We start from the raw sequence: 16,850 nt of genomic DNA, 5'->3' as shown, positions 1-16,850 counted from the left end.
CCTTTTCATTTAAATTTGATTAGAGAAATAGATACATTATGCATCTATTTCCCATAAATCCAAAATTAGGTATGTTTCTCTTAATAAACGATGGTAGACATCTTCAGAAATCTTTCCATTATCATAAAAATGGTTCACAAGTACTTCCATATTCTCAAGGTGTTTTATAGCTTTATTCATTTGATTCGTTTCTTTAAAATGTTGAACAGCTGACAAATGGGTAAGAAGCGTTTGTCCTGCATCAGAACTAATTTCTCCATTCTCCACATTCATTTCTACTAATTCAATTAATTCAATCATCCCTGGAAAATCATCAAAAGATAATCCAATTGCTGTTCCCTCTCGAGTTGAATCCGCTGCACCAAAATACATGCCTGATTCTTGATCAAGCACAATACTATTAACATTACCGATTTCTCGTGGGCTCGTTTCAAAACGATGCCCTAGTTGTTCAATTCTTTCTCGAATAGATTCTCCAATCCCATATTCCCAACGAATGGAAGGATAAGTGTTACTATAAATACGAGGTTCTTCAATAGCATCTTTTATACTCATTTCATACCCAATTGTATTGACAATAGTTTGTGTTACAGAGGTAATAATAGTAGCACCACCAGGAGAACCTACTGTCATATAAGGTCTTCCTTCATCTAAAACAATTGTCGGTGTCATACTACTAAGTGGTCGCTTATTTGGTTGTACTTCATTGGCTCCACCTGGAATAGCATCAAAATCCGTCAACTCATTGTTCAACATAATGCCATATTCCGGTACCATGATTCCAGATCCGAAAACTTGTTCAATTGTTGTTGTATAAGAAACAAGGTTTCCCCAACGATCAGCAATTGTAAAATGCGTCGTTTGACCATCAACTTTATCATCTGGTTGATCAATGAATGAGCTTGGTTCTCCACCTTGATATTCGTAAGGATTTCCTGGTTCTACATGATCATTCGCTCGGTCAGGAGAAATTAACTCTATCCTTTCAGCTACATAATCTGGATGCAATAGTCCTTCCGAAGGGACATCAAAAAACTCTGGATCTCCCATATATGCACCTCGATCCGCATAGGCTAAATGCATCGACTCTGTCATGTAATGATATTTTTCCATAGAACGTATATCGAATTGTGTAAGATCCAATTGCTCAAACATTTCAAGCAGCTGAAGCATCGTAATTCCTCCAGAACTTGGTGGTGGCATAGATGCTATGTCATATCCCATATAATCTCCCCAAACTGGAGACTCTGCTGTTGTTTGGTAATTACTTAAATCTGACAATTCCATACTACTGCCGCGGTCACCTACTTCTTCGGCAAGTGCTTCTCCAATTTCCCCATTATAGAATACTTCTGTTCCCTGCTCTTGAATTAATCGAAAACTTTTTGCTAAGTCTTCCTGAACTAATAAATCTCCTTCTTCTAACGGAGTTCCATTTGGCAAGAAAACATCTTTAGCAGCCGTTTTCGATAATTTGTCCTGATTACTTTCAATCGCATCAGCCAGAGCCCAATTAACTGGAAATCCATCTGCAGCTAAATCAATTGCAGGTTCAATCAATTCATCTAATTCCATCGTTCCCCTCTGCTCAAGTGCATCTTCTAACCCTTTTAAGGTCCCTGGAACACCTACAGATAAACCACTCTGTACTCGTTCAGAAAACGGAATCACTTCACCAGCAAAGGTTTCGATATTCCAATTATTAGGTTCAGAAGCATCATCTTCCCAATGTTTTACACGTAATTGATTGCCTTCCACTTGAAAACGTAGATTCTGCCAATCAGTAGTTCCACTTATAGAAAAACTACCTAAAGTAGAAGTGGTAGAATCTTTTGACTGCAATACACGTACTTCATTTGTATTCGAGTTTATTTCTATTCCGTAACCGTTCTTAACATATGTTGTACCAGTTGAACGATATTCATCCGCCCGTAACCATAATCGTAGACGACGGTCTTCGCCAGGATCATCTGTACGAAATCTCAATGATAATTCACTATCTTCTATTTCATCCATTATTGCAGTGGTTTGTCCAAAAGAGGATGAATTATTACCATACGGCGGACCAAATAATATTTTTCCAAGTCCACTAGATTCAGAGAATGTAGTTCCTCGCTCATAAATATTAAATTTATCGGCATCCCAAGACCCTTCTCCTCCCTCAAAATCCTCTTCAAAAATCGTTTGTGAAGACTGTAAATCGAACACTTGAATATCATCAACATGAAACTTTGCACCACCACTATCTCCGTTTAAATCAATTGCTCCAAGCATGAATTTTCCTGGGTCTGTAACAATATTACTTCTATCAATAAACATATCAGGTGATGCTCCTTGTGGCGCACGTTCTCTGCTATTTATGATAGAGATATCTTCTGATGCAGCATCATAATGCATGAGAAACCCCCCACCGCCAATGCCAGACATCATTGGTTCAACCACATTTAGTGCTAGTTGGGTCGCAACCGCTGCATCAACAGCATTTCCGCCTTTTTTTAATACTTCTGACCCTACTTCCGAAGCTAGTGGATGAGCAGTGACTACCATCCCTAGATTACCTTCATCTGTTTGTTCATCTTTAATTCCTGGATTTTCAGGTTCATACCCAGTATTGTCTGCAGCAACTTGAGTTGAAGGTAATATCACGCCACATAATAAAACTATTACGAAAAATATATTTATTTTTTTACGCACACGATCATTCATTACATTCCTCCTTCCTCCATTACATAGAAATGAGAGATTGGGACAAAAAATTCACTCAAAAGATAACACGAATGATTTGGTTTTTGAGAAACCACTTCAGAAATTTACTCCGCTTATCCAGCGGCAGCTGGTGAGCCTTCCTCTTACAGGACAAGGAAGACCTCGACAGCATCGCACGCAGAAAATCGATTTTTGATTTTCAATAAGTCTTCGTATATTTCTTACGCTTAGCTAATTTTCATTCGTCTTTTGACCAAATAACTTATGTCCCAACCTCTTCTATCTACTATTATTTATCTTCGCCTTCTGTTTGTAAGGCTGTAAATGTCCAAGACAATTCTAGTGAATCTCCTTGAAATTGATTTTGATCTTCACCATTATCTACAAATTGAAATTGAACAACTAAATCGTCAATTGAATCTACCGGAAGACCTTGTTCACCTAGTAAAGGATAAAATACATTTTCATTGACTGCTTCAGGTGTCATTTCTTTTAATTCTGCCAAAGTAGTTTCATAGATAACTTCATCAAGCTTGTCCGCATTGTAAAGGAATTCCACTCGAATATGATCACCAAAGTCCTCTGAATTATCACCGTTTGCATCAACTACAGTATAGTCTGTATCTAATAACACTTTCTCAATATCAAGTGTTCCATTATTTTGCAACTCGAAATCTCGTGTAATTACATCACCAGGTTTAATATTATCAACGGATATAATTTCTGTAGGATCCATCCCTAAATCAATTGTACCTGCAGCAAACGTATTATTTGTGGTTACAGAATCACTAAAATAAGCATAAGTTCCGCCTCCAATAAGCGTTAATCCTAATACCGCTGAAGCAATACCTGTTCCTAATTTCTTTTTAATATCCATTTAATTTCCTCCTCATTTTTTAAGCTGTCTTCTCTTCTACTAATTGTTTTACTTCTTTTAATGCATTTCGAATAGTAATTATCGAATAACTAACTAATAATATTCCTGGAAGAATAAATAATAGTGCTGCTCCTTGTGCAGTGGTGGCAAAATGCAGCACATATCCTACATAAGGAATGGTAATGCCGCTATATTCACCGACGATGTTCGATACTGGAACAGGACTCACGTCAGGACCATTATTTGCATCCCCTTTTGTAATAAATTGCGTTCCACTATTTTGAATCTCTTGAATTCGGTGAGTAATTAACATCCCTTCTTCACCAGTAAATGTAACAATATCACCACGTTGATAGTCAGTTGCGCTCGTCTTCGTATTAATAACAATGATGGACCCTGTCTGGATACCAGGTTCCATTGAACCAGATAGTACGGATTTCACCTGATATCCCAAAATACTTCCATCGTTCCCATTTGCTTTTGATACTAGTGCTAAAGCTAAAAAGGCTATTAATACTACCCAACTACATGTGAATATAAATTTACCGACTTTTCGAAAAATACCAGATATACGCATAGCATTCACCCCCTCCCTAATCTATGAATCTTCCTCTATTTCATCTTCGGAATTCGTTGTTTCACTAGATTCCTTTTTATTCGTTTCTTTCTCCTCTTCATCCATGTCCGAACTAGTCTCATCCTCTTCATGATGATTCCCATTCCCTTCCTCAGAAGGTAATTGCTTATCTTGTGTTGTATCTTCCTCTACTTGAACTTCTTTTTCTTTAGATTCATTGTCTTTCTCACTGTTTAATTTATCTTTTTCTATTTTATTTTCTTCTATTGATTTAGTTTCTTCAGTTTCTTTTTCTCTTTCCTCTTTATCAACAGTAATTTTTCCTTGAATTTCCATGGAATCGGAAAATACTGCAGAGGTAGGTGAATGAATTTGTAATAGCGTCAAGAGTACTAAGCAAAAGAGAATAGATAATTTTATTAATGATTGAAACAACATATTTTTCTTCCTTTACTGCTTGGCATTATTTTTAGTCTTCCCATTGGTCAATCAGACGAAGACTAGTAGTTTCTAGATAGTTATACGCCTTTTTACTAAATGCCTCTTGTTTATTGTAATGATCTATTAATGTTTGAAAACTCTTCAAATGTTTGATAACTTTCGTTGATTGATTTGTCTTTTCAAATTGAGCCACTGCCGTTAAATGTCTTTCTAACGCCTTCTTCGCTTCTTCGGAATTTAATTCCTCATTTGTATGGAGTTCTTCTACGAGTGCTTTAATATCATTAGCACTTTCCGCACCGACATAATCAATGCCATCTCCTATTTCATTTAAATCTGGAATTGTCACCGGTAATTTTCCATAAGGATTAATATCCCCGATTAACGAAGCAGCAACCGCATCTAACGAAACATCTAAATAGCTGTACGAGTTAAGGTAAGCATCAACATTGGGAAATGCCATTAAATCATACGGATTTCGATGAGCAGACACTATAATTGGTTTATCCAGTTCTTGCAATGCTTCCACTAGCATTTGTTGTCTTTCATTTGTATTAGCAGTATAGGTTGTAACAACAATTTTGTCTGCTGTTACCGCTCTATCCACTGCTTCTTCAATTTGATTATCTGTTGGACTGGTTGCAGTACTATAATGTGTACTATTAATATCTTGTTCTCCTAAAAGATTTGCTATCTTATTTGGAAATGCAGCTGAAGGACCAGTAATAAAAACTTCTTCCCCTTCTTGAAGCGGTAAGACATCTCCATTATTCTTTAGTAAAGTAATACTTTTCTCTGCAATTTCACTAGCTGTTTTGAGATGTGACTCTGAACCAATGACATCTAATTTACTACTCTCTGTATATGGATCTTCAAATAATCCATACTCCATTTTTGCAGAAAGAATTCGATACACCGATTCATTTAATCGTTCTTCACTAATCTCCCCTGACTCTACAGCATCCATCACACCTTCATAAGCTACAGGTACGTCTGGAGGATTTAGTAAAATATCAGCTCCAGCTAAAAAAGATTCAACTGCTACACGATGCGGTGGAACAACATTTGCTCCAGACATTCCTAAACTATCCGTAATAATCAACCCTTCAAACCCCATTTCTTCCCGGAGCAGTTCAGTTAATATCGGATAGGATAATGTCGCAGGTAATCCAGAATCATCTAATGCCGGAACAACAATATGCCCTGTCATAATTGCCCCTACCCCAGCATCAATTGCTGCTTGAAATGGAGGCAAGTCAACCTCATGTAAAGTATCTAAATCATGATCGATAACTGGAAGACCATAATGAGAATCTACATCCGTATCACCATGCCCAGGAAAATGTTTCGCCGTAGCTACGACATCTTGATTTTCATATGCTGTAATTTGTGCTGCTCCCAATTGTGATACCATCACTGGATTTTCACCAAAAGAACGCACACCAATGACTGGATTAGCAGGATTAAGATTAACATCTACAGTTGGGGCAAAATTCATATTAATACCTAAAGCATCCAATTCTTTTCCTAGAATTTCACCACTTCTGGATGCAAAATCTATTGAATTTGTAGCTCCAATCGCCATATTACCCGGGAATACGGTACCAGGGGAAATCACTCGCTGTACGATACCACCTTCTTGGTCTGTTGAAATAAATAACGGTATTTCGGATTCTTGTGCCAAGGCAATATCTTGTAGTCCATTTGATAAATCATGCACTTGTTGTTTTTCTAATGGGGTACCGATGTTTTGTGACCAATTGAAGTAAATGATTCCTCCAATATGGTAATTTTCAATTACCTCTTGAAAGTTCTTACCACCACGGTTATTTGTGAGATTTGTTGATTCATAATTTGAATCAGTTGGAGTTTGTCCATACACGTGGACAATAAACAATTGCCCTACTTTTTCTTCGACAGACATATTATCTATAATCCTCTGTATTTCATCTTCTTGTTCGGCAAGCGCTGACATCGGTAAAGTCGTGAAGGTTAATACGATTGATAGAAATAATAGAAAGAATTTACGGAACATCTGTATACCTCCCTTAAGTCGATATGAAAAGCACTTTCAAAATTCGTCATTCCCCCTTCCTTCGATAAAACAAATTTTGAAGTAATGTAGTTTTTGTAATTGCTAACTAGACTTTAGCAAACCTTGTTTGAAAATGTTGTAGGAATATGTTGTAAATCTGTTTTGGAGTGCAAAATGAATACGAAGGACTAAGTCTACTTTTCACAAAACAAATCAACAGTAATTAAGAATTATTTTTATATTCAGAATAAAACAAAATACCAATACAAAAATCATCCTTTATATCTATTATTCATTATTACGAAAGTTCCCAGATAAATTTCTTCAATAAATTTATAAATTTTCTTCGACAAGAATTGTCCTTTCATTGTCGAAAAAAGGTGAATACCCTCTTTTATGTCGAAGAAAACAATCAATAAAAAAATATAGAACTCTTCTCGATCAATCAGAGAGTTACTATACTATTTTTCTTGACTTAAAACATTTACAAACACAATATCAATACATCAAAAAAGAAGGGTTCATCACTTATGGCGCAGTTGTCACAGGTCCAGTAAAAGAATTAAAAAACTTAAGGACTTACCTTTTGTTCAGAATGAAGAATTAGACGGCGTAGAATTATGGAATTGGGATAGGTAAAAAAAGTAGTGGATAAATCAAAGAAGGCCCAAATACTAAACTACAAATAACTGGGCCTTAATTGATTTAAATATGGAACATTCGATTTTCACATCGTTGAATACTTTCTTTTAAATAGATTGGTGCATTACTATTTTGATTAATTTCTTCAGAGCTCATCCATTTTATCTTATCAATCTCTTCCTTACTGTTAATAATTGGCCTCCCATTTTCTTCTTGATATAAACAAGCAAAGACAATATTAACTACATGTTTATCTGCATCAAATGTAAAGTAATTACTATAAATATAAACGGGATTATTTATGACAATTCCGACTTTTTCCATTACTTCCCTTTTTAACGCGTTTTCGATTATATCTATCTCTATCTCGGAATGCTCTACTTTACCGCCTACAAGAGATAATAAACCTCCCGCATGTGCTTCTTGTTCACTTCTTTTTATAATCAACCACTTTCCTCTATTATAGATAGCAGCTTCTACGTTAATTATAAACAATGGATATGCATTCATTCTGTTCCCCCTCACCTTTTTCTATAGTGATACTAATTATAACAAATCCTTACCCCATCTCATCCATTTCTTCAGCATATAAGGCACAGGTAACTCATATGATGTTCTAAAAAAGGTGGTAATCAGATGAACACAAGAGAACCAACACAACTACGTTACCCCGAAGATTATCTTCAAATCATCAATAATGGTATCGAGGAGAAAAGTACTCCAAAACGAATTATTATTATTGGTGCTGGTTTAGCTGGATTAGTTGCTGGACATTTACTAAAGGACGCTGGACATGATGTAGTGATTCTTGAAGCAAATAAACGTATTGGAGGAAGAGTTTACACAATACGTGAACCATTAACAAAAGGAAATTATTTAGATGTTGGCGCTATGAGAATTCCTAATTATCATCGACTAGTACATGCGTATATCAAAAAATTCGCTCTTAAACTTCATCCATTTATAAACGAAACTCCTGAAGATATCATCCTTGTTAATAATATTCGAACGACTAGAGAAGCGTATGAAGTGAATCCTGACATATTAAACTTTCCCCTACCTGATCATGAAAAAGGAAAAACCGCGGACCAACTTCTTCAAGAAGCCATTGATCCATTTGTCGAACTATATACAAATAGTAATGAACAGGGACAAAGATTACTAGAAGAGAAATATAAAGGCTATTCTATTGGAGAATTTTTACAAAATAATCCATTAGGTCCATCCCTTTCTCCAAATGCAATAAGATTAATTGGAATAATTTCTGGACTTGAGGGATTTCCACAAGGTAGTTTTGTAGATGTCATTACTGATATTCTAGAGCCTTTAACCGTAGATAACGTTCATTTCGATGCTATCAACAACGGAAATGACCGATTGCCGTATTCTATCTCTAAGCAGCTGGAAAAAAATATAAAAACAGAACAAAGGGTCATCGCAATTCGTCAGTCATCTTCACATATTACTGTCCAAACTGATAAAAAACAAACGTATAAAGGAGATTTTGTAATTAACACTTCGCCCTTCTCTGTATTTCAATTTATTGATGTAACCCCCTATGAATCTATTTCTTTTGAAAAATGGCAGATTATCCGTCAATTACTTCATATACCTTCTGTAAAAATAGGCATCGAATTCAAAGAAAGGTTCTGGGAAGGTTTAAATATGGGAAATGCTATCTCTGACCTCCCAAGTAGATTTTCTTACATACCTAGTTATGGTAAAGGCATGAAAGGACCAGCTGTTTTATTAGCTAGCTATAGTTGGGGTGAAGATGCACTACTCTGGACTAGTACGACTCCCACCCTTATGGTACAAATGATTTTAAGAGATCTTGCTCAAATATATGGGAATATAGTATACAAACAATTCTCTCGTTCAGTATATTTCAACTGGAGTCTCAATCCATATTCAGCTGGATGTTTCACCCTATTAACTCCTTTAATCGGTGCTGCAATTACGGAAGACATTATCAAGCAACCTGAAGGGAGAATTCATTTTGCTGGAGACCACACCTCTAATTTTAACGGCTGGATAGAAGGTGCTATTCAATCAGGAATAAGAGCAGCAATGGAAGTGAATCAGCAGGAGTAACCACAGAGATATTCTGTATTCTTTTCAAACAAGCCAAGCCTCAATACGTATAACAAATAAACGGAGGTAAATATTTATCATGAAGAAAATAATCGTTCTTTTACTAATTTGTTTCACCTTGTTAGCTGCATGCAATAATGAAACGGTTGAAGCAGACTATAGGAAAATGTTGAATAGTCTGGAATTAGGTGACCACGCTGATGACGAGATTATTTCGAGTGGTACTTCGGTTAATTTGCATGGAAAAATAAAAAAAATTAATGAAGACCAACAAACACATGTAATGAAAAGCTCAGATAGTGAAGACGTACAACATGAAGCATTTACTTTGAAAGAAAGTAACCATATTCACATTGAAGATGCAGAAGGTGATATTTATGTTATTGTTATTGATTCAATTGAAGAATGGACAGAAGATGATAATGTTCAGGTAACTGGAACTTTTGAAGGCATTGATAGAATGGCATATCCAATTATTACAGATGCAAAAATAGAAAAAGAATAGTTGTTTGTAGAAAATACAGATGTGATATCTGTATTTTTTTGTTTTCATAATTTTTACTTATTTTCGTTGATTCCGGGTATATAATCTATATACTTATATGTGGTGAAGACGATAAGTTATGTTGGAGGAATGCTTCTTGAAAAAATACTTTGGTTACTTTTAGCAATATTAATTATGATAGCAGGCTGCGGAACGAATGATGATGAAAAAGAAAATTTACTCCCTTCTGACATAAATGCTGAAGACTTACCCGATGTTCCAGCCCTTCAAGATAAATTCACCCGTGAGTTTATACAATCCATCGAACCCGTTCGTGAAGGCTTCTACCCTTTCGTATCCAAGTCAAAGAGTTTTACGATGGATTTTCCACAGGACATGATTGTAAATATTGAAAGTCATATAGTTGGTCCGGACAATAGAAGCGAAACTATTACTTGGGGATCTTCTAATAGAAATTTAGAAGTATATCCAAATTATATTTTACACTATTATAGAGGAGAGCCTGTCGAAGAAAACAGTAAAAATACAATTTCACTTAGCCACGGCAGAGATTTAAATTTTGAAGATATAAAAACAAATAATGAAACCAATTTATCCATTGCAGACTACAAGTTTAATGAAAAACTTTATTCTATAGCAGCATTAATTTGGAACGAATATGGCCAAATCCACCTTAACGTAAGTTTCACCTGTACTGAAGCGAATCAATGTAAAGAACATGTAAGCAAAGAAAAAGATAATATTATTGAAATATTAAAAACCATAGATGTAATTAATATGAAAGTAAATGATTTTAAAACAAACTTAAATTAATTCATTTCACTTTCACCTCTTTTAGTCAATAATACTTACGACATTTGTATTATTTTCATAATTTTTACTTATTTTTGTTGATTCCGGGTATATAATCTATATACTTATATACGATGAAGATTAAGACCTATGTTGGAGGTATGCCTCATGAAAAAATATATGTGGATATTATTAATTGTCTTATTTATCCTAGGAGGTTGTGGTATGAATAATGATAAAGAAGAAAATACGTCTCCTTCTGAAATGAAAGCTGAAGATTTAGCCGATGTTCCAGCTCTTCAAGATGAATTCACCCGTGAATTTATACAATCCATAGAGCCTGTGCGTGAAGGATTCTACCCTTTCTTTTCCAAGTCAAAAAGTTTTACGATGGACTTTCCAGAGAAGATGCTTATAGACGAAAAAAGTCATATCGTTGGTCCAGATAACCGTAGTGAAACACTAGTTATAGGTTATAGAGAAGCAATTAATGATATATTTATAAGTCATACATTCAACTACTTTAATGCTATCTCTAGTCCAGATAGTAGTAAGAAGCAACTCTCGCAGAGTGCGGATTATGACCTAGAATTTAAAAATATTGATAGTAATTCAAAAACATATGATGTCGCGGAGTATAAAATAAACGATAAGAGGGTAATGCTAGTTTCATTATTATGGAATGATAATCAACAAATTCAAATAACCTCCACCGTAAAATGTACTAATGAATTGAACGATAATAATTGCGAAGTCAAGATAAATAACCATAAAAATAGTATCATTGAACAATTTAAATCGATAAAATTTGAAGATTATAAAAGTGAGTGACTTATATGAATCCAAATTTATTTAATACCCCTGAAATTAAAACAAGAATTATAGACTTAGAATATAAGCATTTTTCTCCTAAAGCACTACAAAATATACCTTTAGAAAAAGCCAAAAATAATTTTGAAATTGAGGTAAAGAAAATTTTTTTAGAAGAAACTGGAAAACTACTCGATGAAGACTTGAAGATATTTCACTCATCCGAGTCAAATGATCTAGAAGTTCAACAATCAGGTTATGACGGTACTGCTATTTATATTAATAAAGGAGAAACAGAAGAAGTATATGTAATTTCTCAAGGCACTCAAGATATACAAGACTGGGAATATAATTTAAAAGCAATGTTTGCAGGACAATCAAGTGATCAAGCAATTGCCACTAATAACTTTACCAACGATGCTTATACTGAATTTGAAATAGATAATAACACTAATACAATAGGACTCGCACATTCATTAGCACATAATAATAACACAACTGCTCATTTAGTATTTAACACTTTTGATGAAGTCTTTAGTATTAACGGAGCACAGACAAATTATTATCAATTATATAGACTAGACATACATTTTCAAGTATCTCTTGAAGAAGCTTTTTCCATAGAAGGAATTTACGACATCTACGACATCACACCTCAAGAACTTCACGATTTTGCGAAAGATTACTACAGTGACAAAGAACAAAATATAACGCAATTTATCTCTGAAGATGACCCACTGTACGCTGTGAGTGGTATACGTGGTTTTCTCACATTAGGAGACGTTCAGTATATTAATACGAATCCTTCCCTTCCTGGTTTACGTGAAATAGTTGATGATATTCCCGACGATATCATAGTTAGTTTTCAAGAAATGGCCATAGATTACACGATAGCAGCAGAGCAAGGTGGAATGAATGCTGGTATTGAGAAATTACTTGGAGTTAACCCTTCATTATTTGAAGATAAGAGTGGTGGTATGGACTATTTCAAATGGTATATTACGAGTCCTACTGAAGTAGATACTGTCATCCGTAACTTAAACGACAATGTTCCGGTATTAAACGAAAAGATTAAAATCATAACAGATAACTCAGAATTAATTTTCGGAAGGCTCTATGAGGCTGGTTATATTACCAAGAACCAACAAGATACATTAATCACCGAGTTCGGTAATTTGCAGCACGAACTAAATGAGATTCAAGAATTAATAGAGAGAAATATAAGTGTACGAGATTTGAATAACCCATTTGCTACATTGGGCGCAGACTCTGGTACCATTTTAAAAATCATGCAACACGGGAAAAAATTCACAGAAATCGTCAAAAATATTCAGGATAGTAATATTCTACACAACTTAGAAGCAATTACAGATAGTCATAGTCTGATAGAAATGCTTTCATCATTAAGTGGTGATGGCAGAAATAAATCTTATCTAGGAAGAGATATGGTATTAACCTCCAGTAAAGGAGGAAACATACAAATTAATATATCTGCGGCACTACGAATGTATCAACAATGCTTTCCCCTTCTTGAAGAGAAATCCACCATGATTAATAACCTCGAAAAAGCAGTGACTGATGAAATTCAAAACGCATTTAATGAAGAAAAACAAAAAGTTATGGCCAAGATAAATGAAATGGAAGCTAGTCCTGGTCTATATAGAGATTTACTAAGAAAACACATTTACTTTCCACGCTTAAATAAGACTGTCCGTCAAATTAATGTCCATGAAGAATTTCTTCCTTTAGAACAAGCTGATCTTGATGAGGAGATTAGCTACATGCGACAATCCGTGGAAAAAGGGAAAAAACATATTGAGACGTACCGAACGTCTATTGAAGATTTATTTGAAGCAGAGGATCATGTTTCTGATATGTTTAACTTAATCGGGAGGATTTAATTATGAGTGAGTTACACTCTATCACTGTTACAGAGAGTATACTTAGTAGTGAAGATTTTTCATATAAAAAAGATACATTACGAAAACATGTGAATAACATACAAGAACAAGATGATCAATTTTATAAACTTATTGGAGACGTTATTGTTGGAGAAGATCAAAAAGGAAAAATTGTAGATTCTCTGCAAAGTGAGTCTCGTCTTCTACAGTTACATGACGTATCTATTGGCCTTACTTTAAATTATAAAATCAACCGTGTCGTAACTAATTTCAATGAGCAAGTAGAAGATATGAAAGAACAGCGATTAACCATAACATACGAAAATACACCATCTGCATAGAAATTCTACTATGCATAATGAAATAAATAAAGATGGCAAGGAAGAAGAAGTTTTCCCTGCCATCTTTAAATTTTTTCTTCCGTTTGCTCCTCTGCATAGGAAGATAGATTCACTAATATTCCAATTGATATCATTGTAAATAATAATGAAGATCCCCCATAACTAATTAATGGAAGTGTTATACCGGTTATTGGTAATAGGCCTGAAACAGCTCCTAAATTAAACATGATTTGTATCATTAGTTGAAAAGTAATACCTATTGCCAGAAATTGATGAAATGATTCAGTAAGTTTTCTCGAAATTTGTATTCCCCGAACTAGAATAAACATGTATGCTATAATAACTATAAATAATCCTAGTAAACCTAATTCCTCAATGGTAATGGCCATAATAAAGTCCGTGTGTGATTCTGGTAAGAAACCTAACTTTTGAATGCTGGCCCCTAACCCATTTCCAGTCAATCCCCCACTTCCAATTGCAGTAAGAGAATTTACCAACTGATAACCGTCTCCAGCAAAATTGTCAAAGGGATTGCGGAATGACGTTAATCGATCCAAACGATATGGGGAAGAATATGCAAAATAAATAAGCCCGACAACTGCGGTGCTGATTAAAAACAATAGATGGCTCCACCTTGCCCCTGAACAAGTAACAATAATTCCACAAGAGAGTAAAATTAATGCTGCTGTACCTAAATCTGGTTGTGATAATATTAGTAAGAATACTACTAGTAAGATGATTAACGGCGGTAATAATCCTTTATGAAATTTTTCTATGTATGACTGTTTTCTTGCAAAAATGTAAGCAAAATATATAATCATAAATATCTTAATTGCTTCAGTTGGTTGAAATAGAAAGAAACCAAGTTGTATCCACCGTTGCGAATTATTCCTTTCTACTCCAACTCCAGGAAGTAATACAAGAATTAATAATATGATAGACAGCAGTACAAAAATTGGACTTAATCTTCCGTATACATGTATAGGGATAAGCGTAGCGAATACAAAAAACACTAGACCGATTAGAAACCATAGAATTTGTCTTTGAACAAAAAAAGTTGAATTATCATAGTGTACATACGCAAAAGGAAAGCTTGCGCTATACACCATAATAATTCCGAAAATTGCTAATACCATAGGGATAATGATTAATGAATAGTCCATTCTTTTTAGTTTATCTCTAATCATATCATCACCCTTCCTTTTAAGAATTACAGTGCCTTCTCTCTAAATAGATACTCTTTCGATGATCTAATTTGAACACTAAAAACAATCCCTATTGCCAACATGTTCGTTAATAATGCACTACCGCCATAACTAACCAAGGGCAATGTTATTCCGGTAATTGGCATCACCCCTATCGTCATTCCAATGTTTTGAAATACTTGAAAGGCAATCAAAGCAACCACACCTACACATATATAAACCCCAAAAAATGTTTCTGATTGAAATGCTACTCGTATAATTCGGTAAATAAGCAAAAAGTATAGAAGTACTAAAATACTTGCACCTAAAAATCCAAATTCTTCTCCAATTACGGCGAATATAAAGTCTGTATGTGCCTCTGGAATCTTGCCTTGCTGCACTTGTTGACCTTGATTAAACCCATTCCCTGTTAATTGACCCGAACCAATACCCATTCTTGCTTGGTAGAGCTGATATCCAAAATTAGAGGCGTACTCACCGGGATTAAGCCAGCCATATATCCTTTCCAATTGATGAGGTTTAAGAAGTTTTTCGAATACATTATTTAAATATGTAAATGTAAATACAAGGAATGCCAAACATGCCCCGAATGCAGTAATAAGCATAAGAATTACTTTATAGGAAATATGAGAAACGATGATTAACGTTAAAGCAATTACTAAAATAATTAGTGATGAACCTAAATCAGGTTGTACAAAAACGAAAACAAACGGTACCATCGTCACCAAAAGTATTTTTCCTGTTAAAACAAGGCTTGCTTTTAAATCTAACTGAGATTTACCATACTTTTTTAATAGAACTGCTAAGTATAATATTAAGAATATCTTTACAAATTCTGATGGTTGTAAATCAAACACACCTAAGTGAATCCAGCGTTGGGATCCATTTTTCGTAGTACCAAAAAAGTGAACAAGCACTAATAAAAATATTCCACTTAGGTATAACGGTAACGCCCATCGTTCTAACAACTCATAGTCAAAATAAGCTGCACCTATCATAACTAAGATTCCTACTACATACCATACTACTTGTCTTAACACGAAAAAAAATGGTTCTGTTTGTGCATATTGACCCGAACCACTATAAACAGCAATCAGACTTATAACGAAAAACAAGAATAAGATAATAACGATGCCGTAATCAATAGATATATTCTTTTTTTGCATAAAAATCCCTCACTTACATTACATCTTTTAACCCCACCTCACATTATTGTGTTTTTTCAAGCATTCCCATTACTAGATTAATAGCAATAGCATCATCGATAAATCCAATAGGAAATAAATAATCTGGTATGACATCCACTGTAAATATAAAATATAATAGCGCACTTCCCATAAGAATTAATTGCTTTGTGGTCCCTTTCTTAGAAGAAAATCGCAAAAACATTTCTTCTAATCGTTGCAAATACGGACCACTAAAATCTCCTAATTTGGAGCGCTTGTCTTTGTAGTTTGCTAATACAGTAGATTCTCCCTCTTCTGTTTGCACAAATTGTATGTACTTTTTTAATTCCTTGTCGATTTCTTGTATCGATAAATCATGCGTATTACCTACTTGTCCCAATGTAGACTGAACGGTATAAAATGATTCTTGTAATGCGATATTTTCTTTTTCATACAAAGATACCTTCTCTTCTCCCAATAAATCTTGAACAGAGGTATGAAGAACTTCGGATAATCTTTGTAAATGTGATAATGTTGGCTTTCGTCTGCCATTTATAATTCTAGAAATAGTAGATACATTAATGTTTGAGCTTTTTGCAAGTTGCCTCATTGACATGCCTTCTTTGTCTAATATATATCTCAATCGTTCTCCAGTTAAATATTTATCACTCATTGTATTCTCCTACCTAATATAATTTCATTGCTTAATATACAAGTGTGTTGACAAATTGTCAACACACTTAAACATATTTTTATTT

Annotated in this window: 16 protein-coding genes; 7 read left to right on the top strand and 9 right to left on the bottom strand. The window is 34.5% G+C overall.

Going from position 1 to position 16,850, the window contains the following annotated elements; translation table 11 throughout:
- Positions 1–36 precede the first annotated feature (36 nt).
- From ggt to C794_RS07085, 5 genes are all read right to left on the bottom strand, one after another.
- Positions 37–2,706 carry a gamma-glutamyltransferase gene (gene ggt, locus C794_RS21005; RefSeq protein WP_017796439.1) on the bottom strand — a complete coding sequence of 890 codons (2,670 nt, stop codon included), beginning with the start codon at positions 2,704–2,706 and terminating at the stop codon, positions 37–39.
- Positions 2,707–2,995: 289 nt separating this feature from the next.
- Positions 2,996–3,583: a CalY family protein gene (locus C794_RS07100; protein WP_017796438.1), complete on the bottom strand. Its 588-nt coding sequence runs from the start codon at positions 3,581–3,583 to the stop codon at positions 2,996–2,998.
- Positions 3,584–3,602: 19 nt separating this feature from the next.
- Positions 3,603–4,160 (bottom strand): signal peptidase I SipW, encoded by a 558-nt coding sequence (sipW, locus tag C794_RS07095; RefSeq protein WP_017796437.1) that lies wholly within the window; start codon positions 4,158–4,160, stop codon positions 3,603–3,605.
- A gap of 21 nt (positions 4,161–4,181) precedes the next feature.
- The gene (locus tag C794_RS07090; RefSeq protein WP_017796436.1) at positions 4,182–4,598 is read right to left on the bottom strand and encodes a hypothetical protein; all 417 of its coding nucleotides are present in this window, start codon (positions 4,596–4,598) and stop codon (positions 4,182–4,184) included.
- 31 nt (positions 4,599–4,629) lie between these two features.
- Positions 4,630–6,636 (bottom strand): glycoside hydrolase family 3 protein, encoded by a 2,007-nt coding sequence (locus C794_RS07085; protein WP_017796435.1) that lies wholly within the window; start codon positions 6,634–6,636, stop codon positions 4,630–4,632.
- A gap of 367 nt (positions 6,637–7,003) precedes the next feature.
- Between C794_RS07085 and C794_RS21360 the strand changes: the two genes are divergently transcribed.
- On the top strand, positions 7,004–7,243 hold the full coding sequence (locus C794_RS21360; RefSeq protein WP_195891534.1) for an anti sigma factor C-terminal domain-containing protein: 240 nt from the start codon (positions 7,004–7,006) through the stop codon (positions 7,241–7,243).
- A 98-nt stretch (positions 7,244–7,341) separates the two neighbouring features.
- Here C794_RS21360 and C794_RS07080 read toward each other — a convergent pair whose 3' ends face one another.
- A complete protein-coding gene (locus C794_RS07080; RefSeq protein WP_017796434.1) occupies positions 7,342–7,788 on the bottom strand; it encodes an NUDIX hydrolase in 447 nt (148 codons plus the stop codon).
- 126 nt (positions 7,789–7,914) lie between these two features.
- Here C794_RS07080 and C794_RS07075 point away from each other — a divergent pair, with 126 nt between their 5' ends.
- The 6 genes from C794_RS07075 (at position 7,915) to C794_RS07050 (ending at position 13,721) form a co-directional block, all read left to right on the top strand.
- Complete coding sequence (locus C794_RS07075) at positions 7,915–9,372, top strand: flavin monoamine oxidase family protein (RefSeq protein WP_017796433.1); 1,458 nt, start codon at positions 7,915–7,917, stop codon at positions 9,370–9,372.
- Positions 9,373–9,451: 79 nt separating this feature from the next.
- Positions 9,452–9,877, top strand: coding sequence for a hypothetical protein (locus tag C794_RS07070; protein ID WP_017796432.1), 426 nt, complete (start codon positions 9,452–9,454; stop codon positions 9,875–9,877).
- A 129-nt stretch (positions 9,878–10,006) separates the two neighbouring features.
- Positions 10,007–10,690, top strand: coding sequence for a hypothetical protein (locus tag C794_RS07065; RefSeq protein ID WP_017796431.1), 684 nt, complete (start codon positions 10,007–10,009; stop codon positions 10,688–10,690).
- A 204-nt stretch (positions 10,691–10,894) separates the two neighbouring features.
- The gene (locus C794_RS07060) at positions 10,895–11,500 is read left to right on the top strand and encodes a hypothetical protein (RefSeq protein ID WP_230199322.1); all 606 of its coding nucleotides are present in this window, start codon (positions 10,895–10,897) and stop codon (positions 11,498–11,500) included.
- 5 nt (positions 11,501–11,505) lie between these two features.
- On the top strand, positions 11,506–13,380 hold the full coding sequence (locus tag C794_RS07055) for a DUF6792 domain-containing protein (RefSeq protein WP_017796429.1): 1,875 nt from the start codon (positions 11,506–11,508) through the stop codon (positions 13,378–13,380).
- A 2-nt stretch (positions 13,381–13,382) separates the two neighbouring features.
- Positions 13,383–13,721: a hypothetical protein gene (locus tag C794_RS07050; protein WP_017796428.1), complete on the top strand. Its 339-nt coding sequence runs from the start codon at positions 13,383–13,385 to the stop codon at positions 13,719–13,721.
- 65 nt (positions 13,722–13,786) lie between these two features.
- Here the strand turns inward: C794_RS07050 and ftsW are convergent, their stop codons facing one another.
- From ftsW to C794_RS07035, 3 genes are read right to left on the bottom strand one after another with little or no spacing between them, the layout of a single operon-like run.
- A complete protein-coding gene (gene ftsW, locus C794_RS07045; protein WP_017796427.1) occupies positions 13,787–14,908 on the bottom strand; it encodes a putative lipid II flippase FtsW in 1,122 nt (373 codons plus the stop codon).
- A gap of 23 nt (positions 14,909–14,931) precedes the next feature.
- The gene (rodA, locus tag C794_RS07040; protein ID WP_017796426.1) at positions 14,932–16,092 is read right to left on the bottom strand and encodes a rod shape-determining protein RodA; all 1,161 of its coding nucleotides are present in this window, start codon (positions 16,090–16,092) and stop codon (positions 14,932–14,934) included.
- A 43-nt stretch (positions 16,093–16,135) separates the two neighbouring features.
- The gene (locus tag C794_RS07035) at positions 16,136–16,765 is read right to left on the bottom strand and encodes a helix-turn-helix domain-containing protein (protein WP_017796425.1); all 630 of its coding nucleotides are present in this window, start codon (positions 16,763–16,765) and stop codon (positions 16,136–16,138) included.
- Positions 16,766–16,850: the final 85 nt, after the last annotated feature.

Origin of the sequence: Oceanobacillus kimchii X50 (genome assembly GCF_000340475.1) — a bacterium.
Taxonomy (GTDB): domain Bacteria; phylum Bacillota; class Bacilli; order Bacillales; family Amphibacillaceae; genus Oceanobacillus; species Oceanobacillus kimchii.
The sequence above is the reverse complement of the archived record's forward strand: the minus strand, read 5'-3'. Positions and strand labels throughout refer to the sequence as shown.

What these genes read in the sequence shown, in the direction of transcription:
- C794_RS07070 (WP_017796432.1), top strand. Translation starts at nt 9,452, where the DNA reads ATGAAGAAAATAATCGTTCTTTTACTAATTTGTTTCACCTTGTTAGCT.
- C794_RS07100 (WP_017796438.1), bottom strand. Translation starts at nt 3,583, where the DNA reads ATGGATATTAAAAAGAAATTAGGAACAGGTATTGCTTCAGCGGTATTA.
- ggt (WP_017796439.1), bottom strand. Translation starts at nt 2,706, where the DNA reads ATGAATGATCGTGTGCGTAAAAAAATAAATATATTTTTCGTAATAGTT.
- C794_RS07065 (WP_017796431.1), top strand. Translation starts at nt 10,007, where the DNA reads ATGCTTCTTGAAAAAATACTTTGGTTACTTTTAGCAATATTAATTATG.
- rodA (WP_017796426.1), bottom strand. Translation starts at nt 16,092, where the DNA reads ATGCAAAAAAAGAATATATCTATTGATTACGGCATCGTTATTATCTTA.
- C794_RS07055 (WP_017796429.1), top strand. Translation starts at nt 11,506, where the DNA reads ATGAATCCAAATTTATTTAATACCCCTGAAATTAAAACAAGAATTATA.
- C794_RS07075 (WP_017796433.1), top strand. Translation starts at nt 7,915, where the DNA reads ATGAACACAAGAGAACCAACACAACTACGTTACCCCGAAGATTATCTT.
- C794_RS07080 (WP_017796434.1), bottom strand. Translation starts at nt 7,788, where the DNA reads ATGAATGCATATCCATTGTTTATAATTAACGTAGAAGCTGCTATCTAT.
- C794_RS07085 (WP_017796435.1), bottom strand. Translation starts at nt 6,636, where the DNA reads ATGTTCCGTAAATTCTTTCTATTATTTCTATCAATCGTATTAACCTTC.
- C794_RS07060 (WP_230199322.1), top strand. Translation starts at nt 10,895, where the DNA reads ATGAATAATGATAAAGAAGAAAATACGTCTCCTTCTGAAATGAAAGCT.
- C794_RS07090 (WP_017796436.1), bottom strand. Translation starts at nt 4,598, where the DNA reads ATGTTGTTTCAATCATTAATAAAATTATCTATTCTCTTTTGCTTAGTA.
- C794_RS07050 (WP_017796428.1), top strand. Translation starts at nt 13,383, where the DNA reads ATGAGTGAGTTACACTCTATCACTGTTACAGAGAGTATACTTAGTAGT.
- C794_RS07035 (WP_017796425.1), bottom strand. Translation starts at nt 16,765, where the DNA reads ATGAGTGATAAATATTTAACTGGAGAACGATTGAGATATATATTAGAC.
- ftsW (WP_017796427.1), bottom strand. Translation starts at nt 14,908, where the DNA reads ATGATTAGAGATAAACTAAAAAGAATGGACTATTCATTAATCATTATC.
- sipW (WP_017796437.1), bottom strand. Translation starts at nt 4,160, where the DNA reads ATGCGTATATCTGGTATTTTTCGAAAAGTCGGTAAATTTATATTCACA.